Below are 18,580 nucleotides of genomic sequence, written 5' to 3'. Positions count from 1 at the left end.
GTGGCACGTGCCGAGGAATATGCCGATGAGTACCGCGGCCGGTTGCATGATCTTTCCTGGTTCATGCGGGTCTTGAACGAGTCCATTGCCCGCCGGGCAAACGCGGAAGACAAGGTCCGGGGGCGGTTCTGGGAGGGCCGCTTCAAGAGTCAGGCGCTGCTGGACGAACAGGCGTTGCTGGCGGCCATGAGCTACGTGGATCTGAATCCGGTTCGGGCGGGTGTGTGTGAAGGCCTGGAGGACAGCACGCACACCTCCATCGCTCGAAGATTGAGCCAACCTCAGGAAGAGACCACGGCCACCCAGGTGGGTGAGGCATTGCCCGAGCGCGGGGATGACCGCCCTCCCCTCCTTCACAAAACCAACACAGACGCCCCCACAGACCCTGCCATCATCAGTGGCATCTTCAATAGTGAGGTCCTGCGCGAGGAGCGTGTGCTGCGGTCGTTGCAGCCGGCTCCGCTGATGCCTTTTGACGGCACGGGCCGATTCGAGGCGGGTATTCCCTTCTCATGGCCGGATTATGTGGAACTGACGCAGATCCTGGGCCGTTGCGTTCACCCCACCAAACGGGGACGCATACCGGAAGGCACGCCGAAACTGCTGGCGCGCATGGGTATGGGGACTGATGCTTTTATCGCGCACTCATTCGATCTGTTCCATTCCTTTGGCTCGGCCATCGGGGCGCCGGCGAGTCTGGTGGATCTGGCGGCGCGAAGGCAGTGTCAGTACCTGCGGGGCATCAGGACGGCTCGGGATGTGTTTGGGCAGCAGGCGGCCATTTAGGTTTTTTGGCGCAAGCAATGTCATTGCGCCGCTTGTGATTAGGACTTCTCACGGATTCCGAATGATGCCGTTGTCGGCCGGGGGTCGCCTGACAATTCTCCATCGGTCGTCTATAAGAGACGGGGGAGCGGCCTTTGCATGGCTGTCTGCCTTCAAGGAAGAAAATGATTGCCACCACAAAGGATTCATACAGGAGATGAGGAGATAATAATATGAGTGTTTATAAGGTAATAGAGTTGATTGGCACCAGTGAAAAGTCTTGGGAGGATGCGGCTCAGCAGGCGGTGGCCAAGGCCCGCTCAAGCCTGCGGGAACTCAGGATTGTGGAGGTGAGCAAACTCGACCTCAAGCTGGATGAGAAGGGGAATATCGCTGCCTACCGGGCCAGACTGAACATATCCTTCAAATACGATAACTAGGATGTTTTCGTGGCGTGGAGAGCTACCTCCTCGCCTGGCTCCCGGGCCGCGGCACCGATGCGGGGGCCCGGGAGCCGGTGGTCATTCGCAGCACTGAGCCGTGTGCCAGGCAATCATGCGTTCCTCGTCGGTGGGAATCACCCAGGCGGCGGCGCGGCTACCCGTGGCACTGATGCAGGGTCCATGGGCGAGGTTACTGGCCTCGTCCACTTCAAGCCCCAGCCAATGGCAGCCACGAATCACCTCCGAGCGCACCGGAGCGGCGCGCTCGCCGATGCCGGCGGTGAATACCAGATGGTCCAGGCCGCCCAGGGCGGATGCCAGGCTGCCGATCTCGCGCACAATACGATAGACGAACAGATCTACCGCCTCACGGGCGGCGGGTTCTTCGCTGTCCAGGAGCACACGCATATCACTGCTGATGCCTGAGACGCCCAGCAGGCCGGACTCCTTGTACAACATCCGGCTCACCTCGTCGGGGGTCATGTTTTCATGGCTGAGCAGGTGCAGAACCAGACCGGGATCAATGTTGCCGCAGCGGGTGCCCATGGGCAGCCCGTCCAGGGCCGTGAACCCCATGGTGGACGCCACGCTCATGCCATTGTGCATGGCGCAAAGACTGGCACCATTACCCAGGTGGGCCACGATGACACGCCCCGTTTCCGGGGTGGACACGTGCTGGGTCAGCGTGCGGCTGATGTAGTCATAGGAAAGGCCATGGAAACCATACCGCACCAGCCCGGCATCGGTGAGATGTCGCGGCAGGGCAAAGGCCTGGGCCACCCGAGGCTGGGTGGTATGAAAGCTTGTATCGAAACAAGCCACCTGTGGCACATCCGGTCGCAGTTGCGACAGGTGGTTGACCGGTGCCAGGCAGTGAGGCTGATGCAGGGGGGCCAGCGGAATCAAGGTTTCCAGATCCCGCACCGTCTCCGCATCCAGGCGTACCGGTTGACGATAGGTGCGCCCCCCGTGAACCACACGATGGCCGATGGCGGCGATATCGTCCGCATCCGAGTGATCATCCACCCAGTCCAGCAGGCATTTCAGGGCCGCCCCATGATCGAAGTGGCTTCCGTCCTGCCCTTTGGGGTGCTCATCCAACAACGTCTGTCCCTGGGCATCCTTGATGACAAAGTGCGGCTTGTCACCCAGACCGGAGAACTGCCCCCGGAAGCGGGCGGCAAAGCCCTCGATCCCCTGCCCGCCCTCGCGGGCGAACAGGGCAAACTTGATGCTCGAGGAACCGCTGTTGATGACCAGGATATCCGCCATTATCGCCCCTTCTTCTTCTGGTAATCCGCTGCCAGCAGGGCCAGCGCGCAGGATGCCATACGGGTGATGGCATCGTCTGCCCGGCTGGTGAGCACGATGGGCACGCGTGCACCCAGCACAATCCCGGCACCAGTGGCATCCGCCAGATAGGTGAGCTGCTTCATGAGCATGTTGGCAGCCTCCAGGTCCGGGGCCACCAGGATATCGGCCTTGCCGGCCACGGGCGAGACGATATGCTTGGTCTTGGCCGCCGCCTCCGACACGGCATTATCGAATGCCAGCGGACCATCCAGGGTGCCCCCGGTGATCTGGCCACGTTCTGCCATCTTGCACAGCGCGGCCGCTTCCAGGGTGGATTGGATCTTGGGATTGACCGTTTCCAGCGCGGAGAGAATGGCCACCTTCGGATTTTCATTACCCACCGCATGCGCCAGATCAATCGCGTTCTGGACGATGTCCATCTTGTCGGCCAGCGTCGGATAGATGTTGATGGCCGCATCAGTGATAAACAGTGGCCGCGGATAGGTGGGCACGTCAAAGGCCATGATATGGCTGACCCGTCGTTCCGTACGCAGCCCCGATTCGCGGGCCAGGACCGCCCGCAACAACTCATCGGTGTGCAGCGATCCCTTCATGATGGACTCGATGCGGCCACTTCGGGTAAGGCTGACGGCTTCCTCCGCTGCGGCATGGCTGTGAGGCACGGACACTATCTCAAAATCGGAGATATCCACTTCGGCTTCGTCCGCAGCCGCACGAATGCGGTCTTCCGGGCCGATGAGCACTGGATGAATCAATCCTGCCCGGGCCGACTCATAGGCACCCAGGATGGCCTGGGTATCCACAGGATGCACCACGGCCATGCTCACGGGCTCCGGATGGGTAGCGGCGTGCAGCAATTCATGCAGCCGAGCTCGTTCAGCCATGCGTACCCGAGGCATCACCGTGCGTGGGCGACGAATCTTCTCCGTCGGGGCCAGCACATCGGCCACACCCACGATGACATCTTGATCATCCTGGTTGGTGCACCGACAGTCGAACTGGATGCGGTTCTTGCTGGGGTCCTTTTCCAGCACTTTGACATGCACGCGCAGCACGTCACCCAGGCCCACGGGGGCCTTGAAGCGCAGGGTCTGGCCCAGATAGATGGTGCCCGGCCCAGGCAATTCCGTACCCAGCACCGTGGAGATCAGGGCGCCGCCCCACATGCCGTGGGCGATGATTTCCTGGAAACGACTGCTCTTGGCGAAGTCCTCGTCCACATGGGCCGGATTGACGTCGCCGGACATGATGGCAAACAGCTTGATGTCATCCATAGTGAGACGGCGCTCGATGGTCGCCGAATCCCCCACTTGGATCTCATCAAAGGTGCGGTTTTCAATAAAGTCTTGTTCCACTTTCTTGTCCATGATCTTCAGGCCTTCACGTGGTCACCGGCATCTACATACGTGGTGCCGCCGGTGAGTGAATGTCCCGCTTCCGAGGTCAGGAAGACGGCTGTACGGCCCACGTCCTCAATGGACACCAAGCGGCGCAGGGGCGCGCGCTGCTCGGCCGTTTGCGCCAGGTTTTCAAAGTCCTTGATGCCCGATGCCGCCCGGGTGCGGATCGGACCGGGTGAGAGTGCATGCACGCGGATCCCCGCCGGGCCCAGTTCATCGGCCATGTAACGCACCGAGGCCTCCAGGGCGGCCTTCACGGGCCCCATCATATTGTAGTTTTCCACCACCTTTTCAGCCCCGTAGTAGGACATGGTGATCAGGGTGCCACCGTCTTTCATCAGTGGCTCGGCCTGTTTGGCAAGGCGCATGAAGGAATGGCAGGAGACATCCATGGCCAGGCCGAAGCCCTCGCGTGAGCAGTCCACCACGCGACCATGCAGGTCGTCCCGGGTGGCAAAGGCCATGGAATGGATCAGGAAGTCCAGTTTGCCCCAGCGTTCGCGAGCCTGGGCGAAGAGGGCCTCTACCTGGGCTTCATCCTGCACATCGCACAGCATGAGCTGGGGGTTGCCCATGTCAGCGGCCAGGGGGGTGATGTGTTTCTCGGCCTTGGGAGAACCGTATGTGACGATCATCTCCGCGCCGGCTTCATGCATGGCCTTGGCGCAGCCATAGGCGATACTGTCGGCGTTGGCGAGCCCGGTGACGATGCCGGTTTTTCCTTCAAGGGAAAAAGGATGGGCGATCATGTGCCACCTCCGATTGGGTTGGGCGAATGTAGGTGATGAGCGAGGCGGGTCGGGTAACTGGGCCGCGAGGACTGTGACCACGAGCACCTGCCAACTCATTAACCTCTAGTATATGCTGCATTGCAGCGAAAATTAACAGGTGAGTGTGATGAATCGATGAAATCCACCCGCTTTTCGGGCCCTCTGGGCCCTGGTTTGACCCGTCAGAGGTGTGCTTACGGCGCAAGGTTGACAACGATCAATCATTACTGATCACATGATCTTGACATTTCGCCCATCACAAGCTGGGGTTTCAGGTCATGGGTCATCGCTTCTGGATTGTCGGCATCCTGCTGGGAATGGCCCTGCCGCTGAACGCCGCGGAGCGTTTTCAGGACTGGTGGATCAGCTACAGCACATCGGATGGAGGTGAATTGACCCTACTGGCCCATACTCGCAGCGACGACGGGCACGCCTTTGCCATCGGTCAGACTCGCAATGGTCCGATCAAGGCCGCCATCCTGATCCGTTCCGATCGTCCCGCGGCCGAAAAGACCTGCTGCGTGGAAGCCCGCGTCGCCTCCAAAGGTCGTTCCCAGGTGGTATCCACCCACATCGACGATGATCAGCAACCCGTGGCGGATGAAGGTCAGCGGGGTGAGTCGGTGGAATGGGCCTTGTGGGAACCCCGCAAGGGGAACGAGATTCCCCCGCTGATGCAGGCATTGATGGCGGGGCACGAGGTGGATCTGAAGGTGGAGGACGCCTTCGGTGATATCCAGCGCATGACCTTTTCCCTGGAAGGCGCCCGACAAGCCCTGCATTGGATGATCACCGAGGGGCCCATGACGGTGACCCATGACACGGTGGACTCACTCTCCGAGGAAGCGGCCTTCCGTTGCGGCCACTCTGATGAGGTGGAGGCCTGCTTCGATGCCATCGTGAACTGCTGGGATCGTCAGTCCAATGGCGCCTCGGCGGTGGCCTTTCATGGCTGTCTGCGATCCTCCGGGGTGATGGGGCCATAGCGGTATTCATGAGGACTCTGCCGCCATTGTGTCCGCAAAGGGGGTTGAGTGCGCGACGCGGGGGGGTACAATTCCGGAGCACTGGCACAAGGGGCCAGCCTGGGCGCTCTCGAATTTAGGGCTGGGTGATTGACCAAAATCATAGGGTATTCCAGGTGAAGGGCGCAGAATGAGTCTAAAGACCACCACGACACGGGAGTCCTGCCTCCATGGAACTTGACCCGCTTCTCTTATCGCGAATCCAGTTCGCGTTCGTCGTTTCATTCCACGCCATCTTCCCGGTGTTCACCATTGGGCTGGCTTCCTATATCGCCCTACTTGAGGGGCTGCTCTACAAGACCAGCAATCCTGTTTATGAACAACTCTCCCGTTTCTGGACCAAGGTCTTTGCCGTGGTGTTCGGGATGGGCGTGGTTTCCGGCATCGTCATGTCGTTCCAGTTTGGCACCAACTGGAGCGTTTTTTCTTATGCCAGCGCCAACTTCCTGGGGCCTGTACTGGCCTATGAAGTGGTGACGGCCTTCTTCCTGGAAGCGGTATTCCTCGGGGTTCTTCTGTTCGGACGCGACAAGGTGCCTCGCGGAACCCACCTGTTCGCCGCCTGCATGGTGGCCCTGGGAACCTTCATCTCGTCTTTCTGGATCCTATCCGCCAACAGCTGGATGCAAACGCCGGCCGGGGTGGAATTGCGTGATGGCATTTTTCATCTCACCTCCTGGAGTGAGGCCATCTTCAATCCCTCCTTCCCGCCGCGATTCTTCCACATGGCCCTGGCTTCCTTCCTGACCGGTGGTTTCGTGGTGGCAGGGGTTTCGGCCTGGTATCTGCTCAAGGGCAAGGCCCCCGAGGCCTCCAAGAAGGCCTTGCAGATGTGTTTGATCATGCTGGCCCTGGCGGCACCGGCCCAGTTGTTCGTGGGCGATGTCCACGGCCTCAATACCTTCGAGCATCAGCCGGCCAAGGTGGCCGCGATGGAAGGGGTCTGGGAGACCACCGATGGGGCACCGCTGCTGCTGTTTGCCATCCCCAGCCCCTCCCAGGAACGCAATTTTCTGGAAGTGGGCATTCCCAAGCTGGCGAGTCTGATACTCACCCATGAACTGGATGGTCGCATCCAGGGACTGAAGGAATGGGCGCCGGAGGATCGTCCCAATATGCCCATCGTCTTCTGGAGTTTCCGTGTCATGGTGGGCATCGGCATGCTCATGATTCTGGTGGCCCTTTGGGGGGCCTGGCTGACCTGGCGAGGTCGCCTGGAAGCATCGCGGCGCTTTCTCCGCCTGACCAGTCTGATGATCCCCCTCCCCTTCCTGGCCGTACTGTCCGGGTGGTTCGTCACCGAGGTGGGCCGTCAACCCTGGCTGGCCTATGGTCTGCTGCGAGTGGAGGATGGAGTCACGCCTTCCTTGACGGGCGGCATGGCCTTGTTCAGCCTGATCGGCTTTGTGACTGTGTACGCCGTGGTCTTCATCGCTGGCATCACCTTCCTGATACGCATCATCCGCAAGGGCCCCGATGGCACCCATGGTGGGCATGAGACACCCGGGGCCCATGCCAAAAGGCCCCTGTCGGCGACCGATGAATCCATCACCGAGGGTGCGAGGTAACCATCATGGAACTGATTGATCTGACATTGATCTGGGTAGGCCTGATCGGCTTCGGGGTATTCATGTATGTGCTCATGGATGGGTTCGATCTGGGGGTGGGCATTCTTTATCCTTTCGCCCGCAACGAGGATCATCGAGATGTGATGATGAACTCCGTCGCACCGGTATGGGATGGCAATGAAACCTGGTTGATTCTGGGTGGAGCTGGCCTTCTGGCTGCCTTTCCATTGATCTACGCCGTGTTTCTACCGGCACTCTATATCGGAGTGTTTCTGCTCCTGGCGGGTTTGATATTCCGCGGCGTGGCCTTCGAGTTCCGTTTTAAATCCGCGCCCGGCAAACGGGGGCCCTGGAACTGGTCGTTCTTCCTGGGTTCGCTGGTGGCCTCCTTCGCCCAGGGGGCCGTGGTGGGGGCCTATATCCAGGGCTTCGAGGTGGAAGGTTTCTCCTACGTGGGTGGACCTCTGGATTGGTTGACCCCCTTTACCGTGATGACGGGGCTGGGCCTGGTAGCCGGCTACACGTTGCTGGGGGCCTCCTGGCTGATCATGAAGACCGAGGGAGACCTGCAGGACTGGGCTTACCGCGTGGCCCGATGGATGGTGGGAGCGGTACTTTTGGTCTATGTCATCATCAGTGTATGGACGGCCGTGGCCCATCCCCACCTGCTGGAACGTTGGCTGGATAACGCCACCGTGCTGTGGATCTTCCCCACCCTCTCCGTGCTCGCCGGATTATGGCTGTGGCGTGGCTTGACCCAGCGGGACGAGGGTGTCCCCTTCGTGGCCACGCTGGTGCTGTTCGTACTGGCCTATGCCGGCCTGCTGATCAGCATGTGGCCCTATGCCGTCCCCCCTGAACACACCTTCTGGGATGCAGCCTCCTCACCGGACTCGCAGTTGTTCACACTGGTCGGCATGCTGTTCGTGATTCCCATCATTCTTGCCTACACCGCCTGGACCTACTGGGTGTTCAGGGGCAAGGTGCGTGTCGGTGAGGGCTACCACTGACTTCTCCGACCGACAACACGCCCCCGGAAATATCCAACCGGGAGGCTCGCCAATGGCTGAATGAGCACGTCGCTCCGGTCCGCCCCCTGCTGGGGCTGGCCACCGGGGCGGGCGTGCTCTCGGGTCTGCTCATCATCCCACAGGCCGGTCTGATCGCCTGGCTGCTGAATCGCGCCATCAGCCAGGGTCTGGGGCCGTTGGAACTGGCGGTGCCATTTGCCTGGCTGGCCGGTGTGATGCTGCTGCGTGTGGCCCTGGGCTGGGTACGCGAGGCCACTGGGCAGGAAGCCGCGCTGCGCATCCAGGGTCACCTCCGGGATCGGATCTTCCAGCATCTGGCCACCCTGGGGCCGGTACGGCTTGCCGATCGCCATAGTGGCGGCCTCTCCTCAGCCATCGTGGAACAGGTGGAAGGGCTCTCAGGCTATTACGGGCGCTATCTGCCGCAGATAACCGTAGCGGCGTTGGTCCCCATCGGCATCTTCATCGCCGCCCTCACCCAGGACTGGCTCGCCGCCCTGATCCTGCTGTTTGCGGCCCCCCTGATCCCCTTCTTCATGGCCTTGCTGGGCATGGGGGCAGCGCAAGTCAGCCGCAGCCAGCAAGAAACCGTGGCCCGTCTGGGGGGGCACTTCCTTGATCGCCTGCAGGGTTTGACCACACTGCGTCTGCTCAATGCACAGGAGCGCGCCGCCACGGATGTGGCCGAGGCCGCCGAAGGCTATCGGGCGAGTACCATGAAGGTGTTGCGCGTGGCCTTTTTGTCCTCGGCGGTGCTGGAGTTCTTCAGCGCCGTGGCCATTGCCCTGGTGGCCATGTATGTGGGCTTTGGTCTGATTGGCTATCTCACCTGGAGTCCCGCCACGGAACTGACCCTGTTCTCGGGCCTGTTCATTCTGCTGATGGCCCCGGACTTCTTTCAGCCCTTGCGGCAACTGGCTCAGCATTATCACGACCGCGCCGCGGCCCTGGGAGCGGCCCAGGTCTTGATACCGCTGCTGCGCCGCCACGCACCGCATCCGTCCGCCCCACCCCGCTTACCTCATCCGTCCAGTGGTGCCGGTGTGTGTGTTTGCCTCGATGATGTGCGTGTGAGCTTCGAGGATGGACAACGTCAGGCGCTGCGAGGTGTCAGTCTGACCATTGGGCCTGGCGAGCGGGTTGCGCTGTGCGGGCCCAGTGGTGCGGGTAAATCCACGGTGCTGCACCTGCTGGCAGGATTCATTCATCCCGACCAGGGTAAAGTGACCGTGGATGGGAATGAACCGGATCCGGTTCGACAAGCTGCCTGGGTGGGGCAACGCCCCCATGTCTTCGCGGGCAGTCTGGCTGACAATATTCGCATGGGAGAACCCCAGGCCTCAGATGATGCGGTCAGGACAGCTGCTCGGGATGCCGGTGTGCTGGGTTTTGCAAGCCAGCTCCCCCAAGGCCTGGATACGCCGCTGGGTGAGCGGGGTTATGGCCTGTCCGGTGGTCAGGCCCAGCGTGTGGCTTTGGCCCGCGCGGCCCTCAAACAGGCCCCCTTGTGGCTGCTGGATGAACCCACGGCGGGCCTGGACCCGGACACCGAGGAGCAGGTACTCAAAGCCCTGGAACGCTCGGCCACCACCGGTGCCACCCTGCTCATTGCCAGTCATCACCCCCGCGTGCTGGAATGGGCCCAGCGGGTCATTACCATTCAGAACGGCCAGGTGGTCCAGGATACGGGGGCTCCTCACCCATGAAGGATCTCTGGCCCTTTCTCAAGCTCTCGCTGCCCCGCTTGCCCTGGTTTGCCGCCGGCGGCCTGCTGGCCGTGCTGACGGTGGCAGCCTCCACGGGGCTGCTGGCCCTCTCGGGGTGGTTCATTACGGCGTCGTCCCTGGCCGGGCTGGGGCTCATCATGGGGCTTGATGTCTATCGACCCGCAGGCGGTATCCGTGCCCTGGCCATCACCCGCACCCTGGGTCGCTATGCCGAGCGCCTGGTGAATCATGAGGCGGTGCTGCGGCATCTGGCTGATCTACGCAGCTGGATCTTCTGTCGGCTCTCGCCGCTTGACCCGGGCACCCTGGCCCGTTTCCGCTCGGCCGACCTGCTGCAGCGCCTGGTCGGTGACATCGACACCCTGGACGGCCTCTTCCTGCGCGTGATCACTCCCACCCTGACAGCCGTGCTGGCCCTGTTGGGGGGAGCGGTCTTGTTCGGCTTGCTGGCCCCGGTTGGTGCCCTGTGGGTGATTGCCCTGCTGGTCTGTGCAGGCCTGGTATTGCCCGCCCTGGCTCTGGCCCTGGGCCGTGCCGCCGGGGAGCGTCGCACCCAGGCAGCGGCCCGGGTGCGTGAGCTGGCCGTGGAAGGGGTTCAAGGCCTGGCGGAACTGCGGGTATTCGGGTCCCTGGGGCGCCATCGGCGTGCCCTGGAATCGGCTGAGTCGGAGCGCGCCCGGGCCGAGGGTGGTCTGGCACGATGGGGGGCTTTGGGAGATGCCCTGGCGATGCTGGCCGGTCTGGCGGCCGTGTGGCTGGCCCTTTGGCTGGGGATCGGCTGGCTGGCTGCTGGACAGACCAGCGCGCCCATCGTTGTCCTGGTGATTCTGGCCACGCTGGGTCTTTCCGAGGCCCTGGGCATGCTCCCCGGGGCCTATCAGCGGGTGGGGCAGATCCGTAGCGCGGCCCGCCGCCTGCTGGATGTGGCCAATACCCGCCCTGCCCTCGAGGAACCGGAAGCCCCCGTCGCTCCCACCGCTGCAGAAGGACTGCAACTTCGCCAGGTATCCCTGCGCTATGGCGAGCAGGCTCCGCCGGTACTGGAGAGGATCGACCTGGAGGTGAATACGGGTGAAACAGTCCTGATTACCGGGGCCTCTGGTGCCGGCAAGACCAGTATCATCAGCGTGGCCCTGCGCCTGGTGACCCCTCAGGAGGGAGAGGCCCGCGTGGCCGGTGTGCCGGTGCAGGACATGCGCTATCAGGATCTCTACACCCGACTGGGTGCCCTCACCCAGGAGACCGTATTGTTTGCCGACACCATGGCCAACAATCTGCGTCTGGCCCGCCCCGAGGCCAGTGATGAACAATTGCATCAGGCCCTGTTCCTGGCAGGCCTGGACGACTTTGTCCAGACCCTGGGGCAGGGTCTGGACACCCAGGTGGGCGAAGGTGGGGCGTTGCTCTCCGGCGGTCAGGCCCGGCGTCTGGCGCTGGCCCGAGTGATCCTGAGGGATCCGCCATTGGTGATCCTGGATGAACCCTTCCGGGGGCTGGACCCGGCCACCATCACCCGTCTGAGGGAACGTCTGGCCCCCTGGCTGGCTCGTCGTGCGGCACTGGTGATCGCCCACGAGGAGGCCACCGCCCCGACGGCGGATCGTCATTACCGGCTTGAACGGGGACAGCTTCACCCTGTTTGATAGGGTCTACCAACCTAAAACCATAGGAGCTGAATATGGGTGGATGGGGTTGTCCTCATGAAAGCAAGGGCCTCTGCGGTCATCTGGATGATCGGCCTTGTGAGCCGGGCATGAAGGGCTGTGTGCTCGCTGGGCGCTTTGTCTTCAGTAACCCGGAAAAGAACACGGCCCGCGCACTGCGGGAAAAGGCCGACGAGGAGCGCCGCCGGAAACTTTCACGTTCCTGAACACCCTGTCGTCGTCGCCCTTTCACGACGCTTGGCGCACCCACCGGTAGAACTCGGGTCAACGCGCCGCAACCGTCAACCAGGAGGTTTCATGAGCGACCATCCGACCGCTACCCGCTCCGGAAGTTTTCAGCAGAACGTGGCCCTGATGCTGGATCGGGCCCTCAAGGAAGTCAAACTGGAGCCCGGCGCTGATCGCGCCCTGAAGACCTGCAACGCCACCCTGCAGGTCTCATTCCCCATCAAGCTACGCGGCGAGGTACGCACCTTCACCGGCTGGCGAGCCGTGCACAGCACGCACCACCTGCCCGCCAAGGGCGGTTTGCGCTTTTCTCCGGCCGTGGATCAGGACGATACAGAGGCCCTGGCTGCACTGATGACCTACAAATGCGCCATCATGGACGTGCCCTTCGGTGGCTCCAAGGGGGGCCTGTGCATTGATCCCAGCCAGTATGATCGGGACGAAATGGAACTGATCACACGGCGCTTCGCCCGGGAGCTGGCACGTCGGGGATTCCTCAGTCCGGCCACCAACGTGCCGGCCCCCGATGTGGGGACTGGACAACGGGAAATGGCCTGGATTCTGGACACCTACAAAAACCTTTATCCGGAAGATATCAACTATATGGGCTGTGTGACCGGCAAGCCCGTGGACCTGGGCGGGATGCCAGGAAGACTGGAGGCCACGGGGCGAGGCATCCAGTACGCCCTTCGGGAGTTTTTCCGCCACCCCTCCGAGGTGCAGGAGGCAGGTCTGCAGGGCTCCCTGGAGGGCAAGCGCATCATCGTTCAGGGTCTGGGCAATGTGGGATATCACGCCGCCAGGTTTCTGCAGGAAGAAGACGGTGCCCGCATCATCGGGATCATTGAGCGCGAAGGGGCGCTGGTCAATGAGCGTGGCCTCTCGGTGGAATCGGTGCGCTGCTACATGAACGAGCATGGCACGGTATTGGGTTACCCCAACGCCCGATTTGTGGATAAAGGGGCGAGCGTGCTGGCGGAGGATTGTGACGTGCTGATCCCCGCTGCCCTGGAAGGGGTGATTCACAAGGACAATGCTGAAGGTATCCGCGCTCCCTTGATCATCGAGGCCGCCAATGGCCCCATCACCTATGAGGCCGATGAGATCCTGCGTCGCAAGGGGGCGGTGATCCTGCCGGACATCTACGCCAATGCCGGCGGCGTGGTAGTGTCCTATTTCGAGTGGATCCGTAACCTCTCCCATATGCGTTTCGGTCGCCTGCAACGTCGTCTGGATGAGACACGAGGCGAACACATCGTCTCCGCGCTGGAGACGATGAGTGGTGAAAAGACGCCCACCTGGATGCGTGAGAACCTGATCCGTGGCGCGGAAGAAGTGGACCTGGTGCGCTCCGGCCTGGACGATGCGATGCGGGTAGCGTTCCAGGAAATCGCCCGTTTTCGGCGCGAAGGCGGGCCACACCTGGATCACCGCACCGCCGCCTATGCCCTCGCGGTTTCCCGGATCAATCGCGGTAGTCTGGATCTTGGGGCGTACTGAAGCGCTCCTCCAGCCAGGCGAATACTGCACGCACTCCCAGAGCCTCGCCACCCTTGGGGCGTCCCGGGCGCGCCCGGGTGTTCCAGGCCATCACGTCGAAATGAATCCAGGGTTGGGTCTGAGGCACGAAGGCCTTGAGAAACAGCCCGGCGGTGATTGCCCCCGCGTACGGGGTGCTCCCGCTGTTGGCCAGATCCGCCACGGAACTCTCCAGCAATTCCCGGTAGGGCTCGTGCAGGGGCAGCCGCCAGCAAGGATCTTCCTGTTTCTCGGCATGACGATACAGATCATGGACCAGCTCACTGGCATCAGTCAGGAAGGCCGCGATCTCCGTGCCCACCGCCACCCGAGCCGCCCCCGTAAGCGTGGCAAAGTCGATGATCAGGGCGGGGGTCTCCTCGCAGGCCTGGGTGAGCAGATCACATAACACCAGGCGACCCTCGGCATCGGTGTTATCCACTTCCACGGTGAGCCCCTTACGGGTGGTGATCACGTCCCCCGGCCGAAAGGCGTTGCCGTCAATGGCGTTATCCACGGCGCCAATCAGTACCCGCAGACGCACCGGCAGGCCCGCGGCCATGATCAAGTGCGCCAGGCCCAGCACATGGGCGGCGCCCCCCATGTCCTTTTTCATGAGACGCATGCCGTTGCCCGGCTTGATATCGAGCCCCCCGGTATCGAAACACACGCCCTTTCCCACCAGAGTCACTTGAGGATGTGCATCATCCCCCCACTGCAGATCGATCACCCTCGGGGCATGATGACTGGCTCGACCCACCTGGTGAATGCTGGGATAATGGGCTTCCAGCAGGTCATCCCCCACCACCTGCCGCACCGTGGCACCGAAAGTCTTGCCCAATTGTTCCGCGGATTCGGCCAGGTGTTCGGGCATCATGTCCTCAGCCGGTGTGTTGATGAGATCTCGCACCAGACCGATGGCAGCGACGGTATGCTCAACCCGTTTCACCTGATCATTGTCCAGGCCCGCAAGACTCAGGCGCGCACGCGGTGCATCTGAACGGCGATAGCGCTCGAACCGGTAGCTGCCCAGTCCCCACCCGATGGCCGCCTGAACCCGGCGCTCCGGCGTCCAGTCACAGTCCAGGGTGTACACCCCTTCTCTCAGTTTTCCCGGCAGGTCTGCCACTGCCCAGGTAGTGGCCTCCAGGTCGATGCCCACCAGAATCCGCCTTACGCAGCCGTCGGTTTCCGGTAATGCCAGATGGTGGCCCGCCCTGGCCTGAAAGCGAGAGGCCTTCACCCAGTTGCGCATCCGCTCCGGTTGCCGTTCCAGCCAGGCGTCAAAAAGGTTGGCATCCAAAGGAATGAGGGTGGTCGCCTGTGCGGCGTTGTGGAGTTCGAAACAGTCGTTCATGGGTATCCGGGTCCAATGAGTGTATCCCGATAATCTATCATCCCGCCCCGGGGAAACGGATCTGTTAAAATCCCTGGCTTGCCCATCTCCCGGAGCGGATCACGGATTGCCAATGTCTCACGCCCTGTCCATCCAGCACCTGACCAAGACCTACAAGAACGGATTCGAGGCCCTCAAAGGCATTGATCTGCAGGTGGCACCCGGCGATTTCTACGCCCTGCTCGGCCCCAATGGGGCCGGAAAATCCACCACCATCAGCATTGTGGCCTCCCTGGTGAACAAGTCCGGGGGCAGCGTCTCCATCTTCGGTCACGACCTGGACAAGGACCTCTACGCCGCCAAACGTTGTTTGGGGCTGGTGCCCCAGGAGTTCAACTTCAACGTGTTCGAGCCCGTGGAGGAGATCGTCGTCAATCAGGCCGGGTATTATGGCATTCCCCGCAAGGAGGCCTGGAAACGGGCCGAGAAATATCTGGTGGAGCTGGGCCTTTGGGACAAGCGCAAGGGGATGGCCCGGCTGCTTTCAGGGGGCATGAAACGCCGCCTGATGATTGCTCGTGCCCTGGTGCACGAACCCCGGTTGCTGATCCTGGATGAGCCCACGGCGGGAGTTGATATCGAGATCCGGCGTTCCATGTGGACCTTTCTGCGGGAGATCAACCGTGAGGGCTGCACGATCATCCTTACCACCCACTATCTGGAGGAGGCTGAGAGCCTGTGCCGCAATATCGGCATCATTGACCATGGGCGCATCATCGAGAACACCACCATGAAGGGCCTGCTCCACCAGCTCAACACGGAAACCTTCATCCTGGATCTGAGCCAACCGCTGATGCAGTTGCCCACCCTGCCCCAGCATCGACTGCGCTGGGTGGATGAGCTCACCCTGGAGGCGGATGTGGATCGTGACGTCAGCCTGAATCAACTCTTCGTGGACCTCAATCAGGAGGGTGTTCAAGTGCGCAGCATGCGCAACAAGACCAACCGTCTGGAACAGCTCTTCATGAGCATGGTGGACAAGAGCCGTAACCCGGGAGTGGATACGCAATGAGCGGCTATACCAACTGGGTGGCTTTCAGGACCATCCTCACCAAGGAAATCCTGCGTTTTTCTCGCATCTGGATCCAGACCATCCTGCCTCCGGTGATCACCATGGGGCTGTATTTCATCATCTTCGGGGGGCTGATCGGTTCACGCATCGGGGATATGGAAGGGATTCGCTACATGGACTTCATCGTGCCCGGCCTGATCATGATGGCGGTGATCACCAATGCCTACTCGAATGTGGTGTCCTCTTTCTATAGCGCCAAGTTTCAGCGGCACCTGGAGGAAATGCTGGTCTCACCGGTGCCGAATTATCTGATTATTCTGGGGTTCGTGGGCGGCGGTGTCTGCCGTGGTCTGGCAGTGGGTATCGCGGTGACACTGGTGTCCATGGTCTTCAGCCCGCTGGCCATCCACAACCTGGCGGTCACGCTGTCGGTGGTGGTGCTCACAGCCACACTGTTCGCCCTGGCGGGGCTGATCAATGGCGTCTTCGCCCGCAGTTTCGATGACATCTCCATCGTTCCCACGTTCATCCTGACACCCTTGACCTATCTGGGAGGTGTGTTCTATTCGATCACCCTGCTACCGGAGTTCTGGCAGGGCGCCTCCATGCTGAATCCGATCCTGTACATGGTGAATGCCTTTCGCTACGGCTTCCTGGGTGTGGCCGATATCGGTCTGGCGACCTCCTACGGCATCATTATCGGCTTCGTGCTGATCCTGTATGGGGTGGCCCTGTTCCTGCTGAACAAGGGCATTGGCATCAGGAACTGATGCCAATGGGGCTGGCGTCAGCCTGCCAGTAGCGGTTCTTGCCCAGTGACTTGGCCTCGTAAAGGGCCTGGTCAGCCGCCCCCAGCAAGGATTCATAGGTCTCGCCATGGTCCGGGTACACACTGATGCCGATGCTGGTGGTGACCGTGCAGGCGCGACCCTTGGCCTGTATGGGTCTGGCAAGCACTTCCAGGATTTTTTCGCCGATGCCCCTGGCCAGTTCCGGCTCCGGCAGGTTTTCCAGCAGGATCACGAACTCATCTCCGCCTACCCGGGCCACTGTGTCCGAATCCCGTACCGACTCATTGAGCCGTTGCGCCACTTCGCACAGTACCGTATCCCCAGCATCATGACCCAGAGCGTCATTGATGGGCTTGAAATTGTCCAGGTCGATGTACATCACGGCAATCCGACTCTGCTCCCGCCGTGCCTGAGCGATAGCGTGAACCATGCGATCCCTGAGCAGGGTACGGTTGGCCAAGCCGGTCAGCGCATCGTGCAGGGCCATGTAGCGCATGTTGTCCTGGGCCTTCTTGCGCTGGGTGATGTTGACGGATAGCCAGATCACCGCCGGGCGCCCCATGACGTGTTTCCCCAAGGGGGTGAGGCGCCCCTCGAACCATTGGGTGCCGGCGGGGCCGCTTTCCGGTTCAACGCCGTCCACTTCCTCCACCGACAGGGCGTATTCGATGGATTGGAGCTTGCCGGTGCGCAGGGTCTCGTGAATTCGGGCCAGGAAGAGGTCCGCTTTATCCCGGGGCATGACCTCGTGCAGAGTCCGACCCACCAGGGCCTGATGACTGGTGTGGTATGCGTCGGGGTCATGGCCGCCAAACACTTCCAGGTAACGGCCCTCGGCATCCAGGATGAAGCAGATGTCCGGCATGGCTGCTATGGTGGCCCTGAGGCGCTCGCTGAGGCTTTGATGCGATGCTTGCGAGACTCGAACGCGTTCGGATTGCTGAGCCATGCGCCAGGCCAGGGCACCGGCTGTCAGCACCAGGGCAATCCCGGTGAGATGCCAGGCCAGGGGGCGCGTGGTGACGACTGCCCATCCTCCCTTGGGTCGAGCGGCCAGTTCCCAACGCCCTCCCTTGATGATGACCTCCTGGCGCAGGCTGTCTTCGGTAAAAAGTTCCGGGTCACCAAAAAACACGGCACCGGCCGGGCCTCGGCCATCACGCCCGCGAATGGCGATATCCAGCCGTTCCTCCAGGTCGAGCAGGCCTGTGATCTGGTAAATGGCCTCCATGTCGATGGGAATACTGGTCAGCCCCCAGTAGGCCTCGGGATCATACCTGCCACGATCCGAATTCAAGTACACGGGCGTGCGGATGATCAGCCCTTCCCCTCCCTGAACCAGCTTCCAGGGTCCGGCCAGTACCGTATCAGCGGCCTGCATCATCCGATACACCGACTCACCCTGTTCCGGGTGGGTCTCCAGGTTCAATCCCAGGACGGCTTGATTGCCCCTTATTGGGTAAATGAATCGGATGACGTTATCCGGCGCCAGGGTGATGTTGTAAATCATGTCGCCCCGTTGACGATAGAGTTCCCTCGCCACCCGTCGGAACTCACTCTCGCCCATGTCGGGATGAATGCCCGCGTAGGTGGCCATGACCATGGTGAGATGGATCGTGGCATTGAGTTCGCCCTCCAGACGGGCTCGGACGGTGGAGAGTTCGCCAAGAACCCGCCCCCGGGCCCGATCCTCCAGGCGCTGCTCCAGCATGTTGTCCACACCAGTGAAGACCGCCACGGCCACCACCATGGCCAGCGCACCCGCCAACAGGGGGCGTGAACCCAGCCGACCACGCGGTGTGGATTGACGTCGCGCGAGGGCTAGGGAGGGAGGAGTAGGCATCCGGGTTTCACGATTGGAATGCGTCTAGCCTGCCAAAAGGCAGGACACCTTTCAAGGTAAAAAAACCCGCGCATTTGGGCACTTG

At 61.7% G+C, this 18,580-nt stretch carries 15 protein-coding genes; 10 read left to right on the top strand and 5 right to left on the bottom strand.

The window, feature by feature from the left end; translation table 11 throughout:
• Together BMY52_RS15430 and BMY52_RS12040 are read left to right on the top strand one after the other, a co-directional pair.
• Window positions 1-786, top strand: a 786-nt coding sequence (locus BMY52_RS15430) for a transposase (protein ID WP_177169950.1), incomplete at its 5' end; no start/stop codon positions are given.
• 212 nt (window positions 787-998) lie between these two features.
• Window positions 999-1,205 (top strand): dodecin family protein, encoded by a 207-nt coding sequence (locus BMY52_RS12040; protein WP_090254734.1) that lies wholly within the window; start codon window positions 999-1,001, stop codon window positions 1,203-1,205.
• 81 nt (window positions 1,206-1,286) lie between these two features.
• Here BMY52_RS12040 and BMY52_RS12035 read toward each other — a convergent pair whose 3' ends face one another.
• The 3 genes from BMY52_RS12035 to fabI are packed head-to-tail and all read right to left on the bottom strand — an operon-like array spanning window position 1,287 to window position 4,671.
• A complete protein-coding gene (locus BMY52_RS12035; RefSeq protein ID WP_177169949.1) occupies window positions 1,287-2,480 on the bottom strand; it encodes an acetate/propionate family kinase in 1,194 nt (397 codons plus the stop codon).
• A complete protein-coding gene (locus BMY52_RS12030) occupies window positions 2,480-3,889 on the bottom strand; it encodes a bifunctional enoyl-CoA hydratase/phosphate acetyltransferase (protein WP_090254730.1) in 1,410 nt (469 codons plus the stop codon). The genes BMY52_RS12035 and BMY52_RS12030 overlap by 1 nt, the downstream gene beginning before the upstream one ends.
• Window positions 3,890-3,894: 5 nt before the next feature.
• Window positions 3,895-4,671, bottom strand: a complete 777-nt coding sequence (fabI, locus tag BMY52_RS12025) for an enoyl-ACP reductase FabI (protein WP_090254728.1) — start codon at window positions 4,669-4,671, stop codon at window positions 3,895-3,897.
• A gap of 299 nt (window positions 4,672-4,970) precedes the next feature.
• On the opposite strand from fabI, the gene BMY52_RS12020 reads away from it, so the two are divergent.
• The 6 genes from BMY52_RS12020 to BMY52_RS11990 all read left to right on the top strand — a co-directional run bounded on the left by BMY52_RS12020 (window position 4,971) and on the right by BMY52_RS11990 (window position 13,435).
• A complete protein-coding gene (locus tag BMY52_RS12020; RefSeq protein WP_090254726.1) occupies window positions 4,971-5,678 on the top strand; it encodes a hypothetical protein in 708 nt (235 codons plus the stop codon).
• 209 nt (window positions 5,679-5,887) lie between these two features.
• The gene (locus tag BMY52_RS12015) at window positions 5,888-7,285 is read left to right on the top strand and encodes a cytochrome ubiquinol oxidase subunit I (RefSeq protein WP_090254724.1); all 1,398 of its coding nucleotides are present in this window, start codon (window positions 5,888-5,890) and stop codon (window positions 7,283-7,285) included.
• Window positions 7,286-7,290: 5 nt separating this feature from the next.
• Window positions 7,291-8,295: a cytochrome d ubiquinol oxidase subunit II gene (gene cydB, locus BMY52_RS12010; RefSeq protein ID WP_090254722.1), complete on the top strand. Its 1,005-nt coding sequence runs from the start codon at window positions 7,291-7,293 to the stop codon at window positions 8,293-8,295.
• Complete coding sequence (gene cydD, locus BMY52_RS12005; protein ID WP_342707708.1) at window positions 8,292-10,022, top strand: thiol reductant ABC exporter subunit CydD; 1,731 nt, start codon at window positions 8,292-8,294, stop codon at window positions 10,020-10,022. The genes cydB and cydD overlap by 4 nt, the downstream gene beginning before the upstream one ends.
• Window positions 10,019-11,686, top strand: a complete 1,668-nt coding sequence (gene cydC / locus BMY52_RS12000; RefSeq protein WP_177169948.1) for a thiol reductant ABC exporter subunit CydC — start codon at window positions 10,019-10,021, stop codon at window positions 11,684-11,686. The genes cydD and cydC overlap by 4 nt, the downstream gene beginning before the upstream one ends.
• Before the next feature lie 318 nt (window positions 11,687-12,004).
• Window positions 12,005-13,435, top strand: coding sequence for a Glu/Leu/Phe/Val family dehydrogenase (locus BMY52_RS11990; RefSeq protein WP_090254714.1), 1,431 nt, complete (start codon window positions 12,005-12,007; stop codon window positions 13,433-13,435).
• Here the strand turns inward: BMY52_RS11990 and BMY52_RS11985 are convergent.
• Entirely contained in the window at window positions 13,401-14,810 is a 1,410-nt protein-coding gene (locus BMY52_RS11985) for a leucyl aminopeptidase family protein (protein ID WP_090254712.1), read from the bottom strand. The genes BMY52_RS11990 and BMY52_RS11985 overlap by 35 nt on opposite strands.
• A gap of 112 nt (window positions 14,811-14,922) precedes the next feature.
• Between BMY52_RS11985 and BMY52_RS11980 the strand changes: the two genes are divergently transcribed.
• Complete coding sequence (locus BMY52_RS11980) at window positions 14,923-15,861, top strand: ABC transporter ATP-binding protein (RefSeq protein WP_090254710.1); 939 nt, start codon at window positions 14,923-14,925, stop codon at window positions 15,859-15,861.
• Complete coding sequence (locus BMY52_RS11975) at window positions 15,858-16,631, top strand: ABC transporter permease (RefSeq protein WP_090254708.1); 774 nt, start codon at window positions 15,858-15,860, stop codon at window positions 16,629-16,631. The genes BMY52_RS11980 and BMY52_RS11975 overlap by 4 nt, the downstream gene beginning before the upstream one ends.
• Here BMY52_RS11975 and BMY52_RS11970 read toward each other — a convergent pair.
• A complete protein-coding gene (locus BMY52_RS11970) occupies window positions 16,621-18,495 on the bottom strand; it encodes a sensor domain-containing diguanylate cyclase (RefSeq protein ID WP_245740836.1) in 1,875 nt (624 codons plus the stop codon). The genes BMY52_RS11975 and BMY52_RS11970 overlap by 11 nt on opposite strands.
• Window positions 18,496-18,580 lie beyond the last annotated feature (85 nt).

The sequence above is a fragment of the Ectothiorhodospira marina genome (assembly GCF_900109495.1).
In the GTDB taxonomy this organism is placed as follows: domain Bacteria; phylum Pseudomonadota; class Gammaproteobacteria; order Ectothiorhodospirales; family Ectothiorhodospiraceae; genus Ectothiorhodospira; species Ectothiorhodospira marina.
This window is presented reverse-complemented; position numbering and strand designations above follow the sequence as displayed.

Bases quoted from the DNA above. Each gene is read 5' to 3' on its own strand.
- cydB (WP_090254722.1), top strand. From the start codon at position 7,291: ATGGAACTGATTGATCTGACATTGATCTGGGTAGGCCTGATCGGCTTC.
- BMY52_RS12020 (WP_090254726.1), top strand. From the start codon at position 4,971: ATGGGTCATCGCTTCTGGATTGTCGGCATCCTGCTGGGAATGGCCCTG.
- BMY52_RS11980 (WP_090254710.1), top strand. From the start codon at position 14,923: ATGTCTCACGCCCTGTCCATCCAGCACCTGACCAAGACCTACAAGAAC.
- BMY52_RS12040 (WP_090254734.1), top strand. From the start codon at position 999: ATGAGTGTTTATAAGGTAATAGAGTTGATTGGCACCAGTGAAAAGTCT.
- BMY52_RS11990 (WP_090254714.1), top strand. From the start codon at position 12,005: ATGAGCGACCATCCGACCGCTACCCGCTCCGGAAGTTTTCAGCAGAAC.
- BMY52_RS11985 (WP_090254712.1), bottom strand. From the start codon at position 14,810: ATGAACGACTGTTTCGAACTCCACAACGCCGCACAGGCGACCACCCTC.
- BMY52_RS12015 (WP_090254724.1), top strand. From the start codon at position 5,888: ATGGAACTTGACCCGCTTCTCTTATCGCGAATCCAGTTCGCGTTCGTC.
- BMY52_RS11970 (WP_245740836.1), bottom strand. From the start codon at position 18,495: ATGCCTACTCCTCCCTCCCTAGCCCTCGCGCGACGTCAATCCACACCG.
- fabI (WP_090254728.1), bottom strand. From the start codon at position 4,671: ATGATCGCCCATCCTTTTTCCCTTGAAGGAAAAACCGGCATCGTCACC.
- BMY52_RS12030 (WP_090254730.1), bottom strand. From the start codon at position 3,889: ATGGACAAGAAAGTGGAACAAGACTTTATTGAAAACCGCACCTTTGAT.
- BMY52_RS12035 (WP_177169949.1), bottom strand. From the start codon at position 2,480: ATGGCGGATATCCTGGTCATCAACAGCGGTTCCTCGAGCATCAAGTTT.
- BMY52_RS11975 (WP_090254708.1), top strand. From the start codon at position 15,858: ATGAGCGGCTATACCAACTGGGTGGCTTTCAGGACCATCCTCACCAAG.
- cydC (WP_177169948.1), top strand. From the start codon at position 10,019: ATGAAGGATCTCTGGCCCTTTCTCAAGCTCTCGCTGCCCCGCTTGCCC.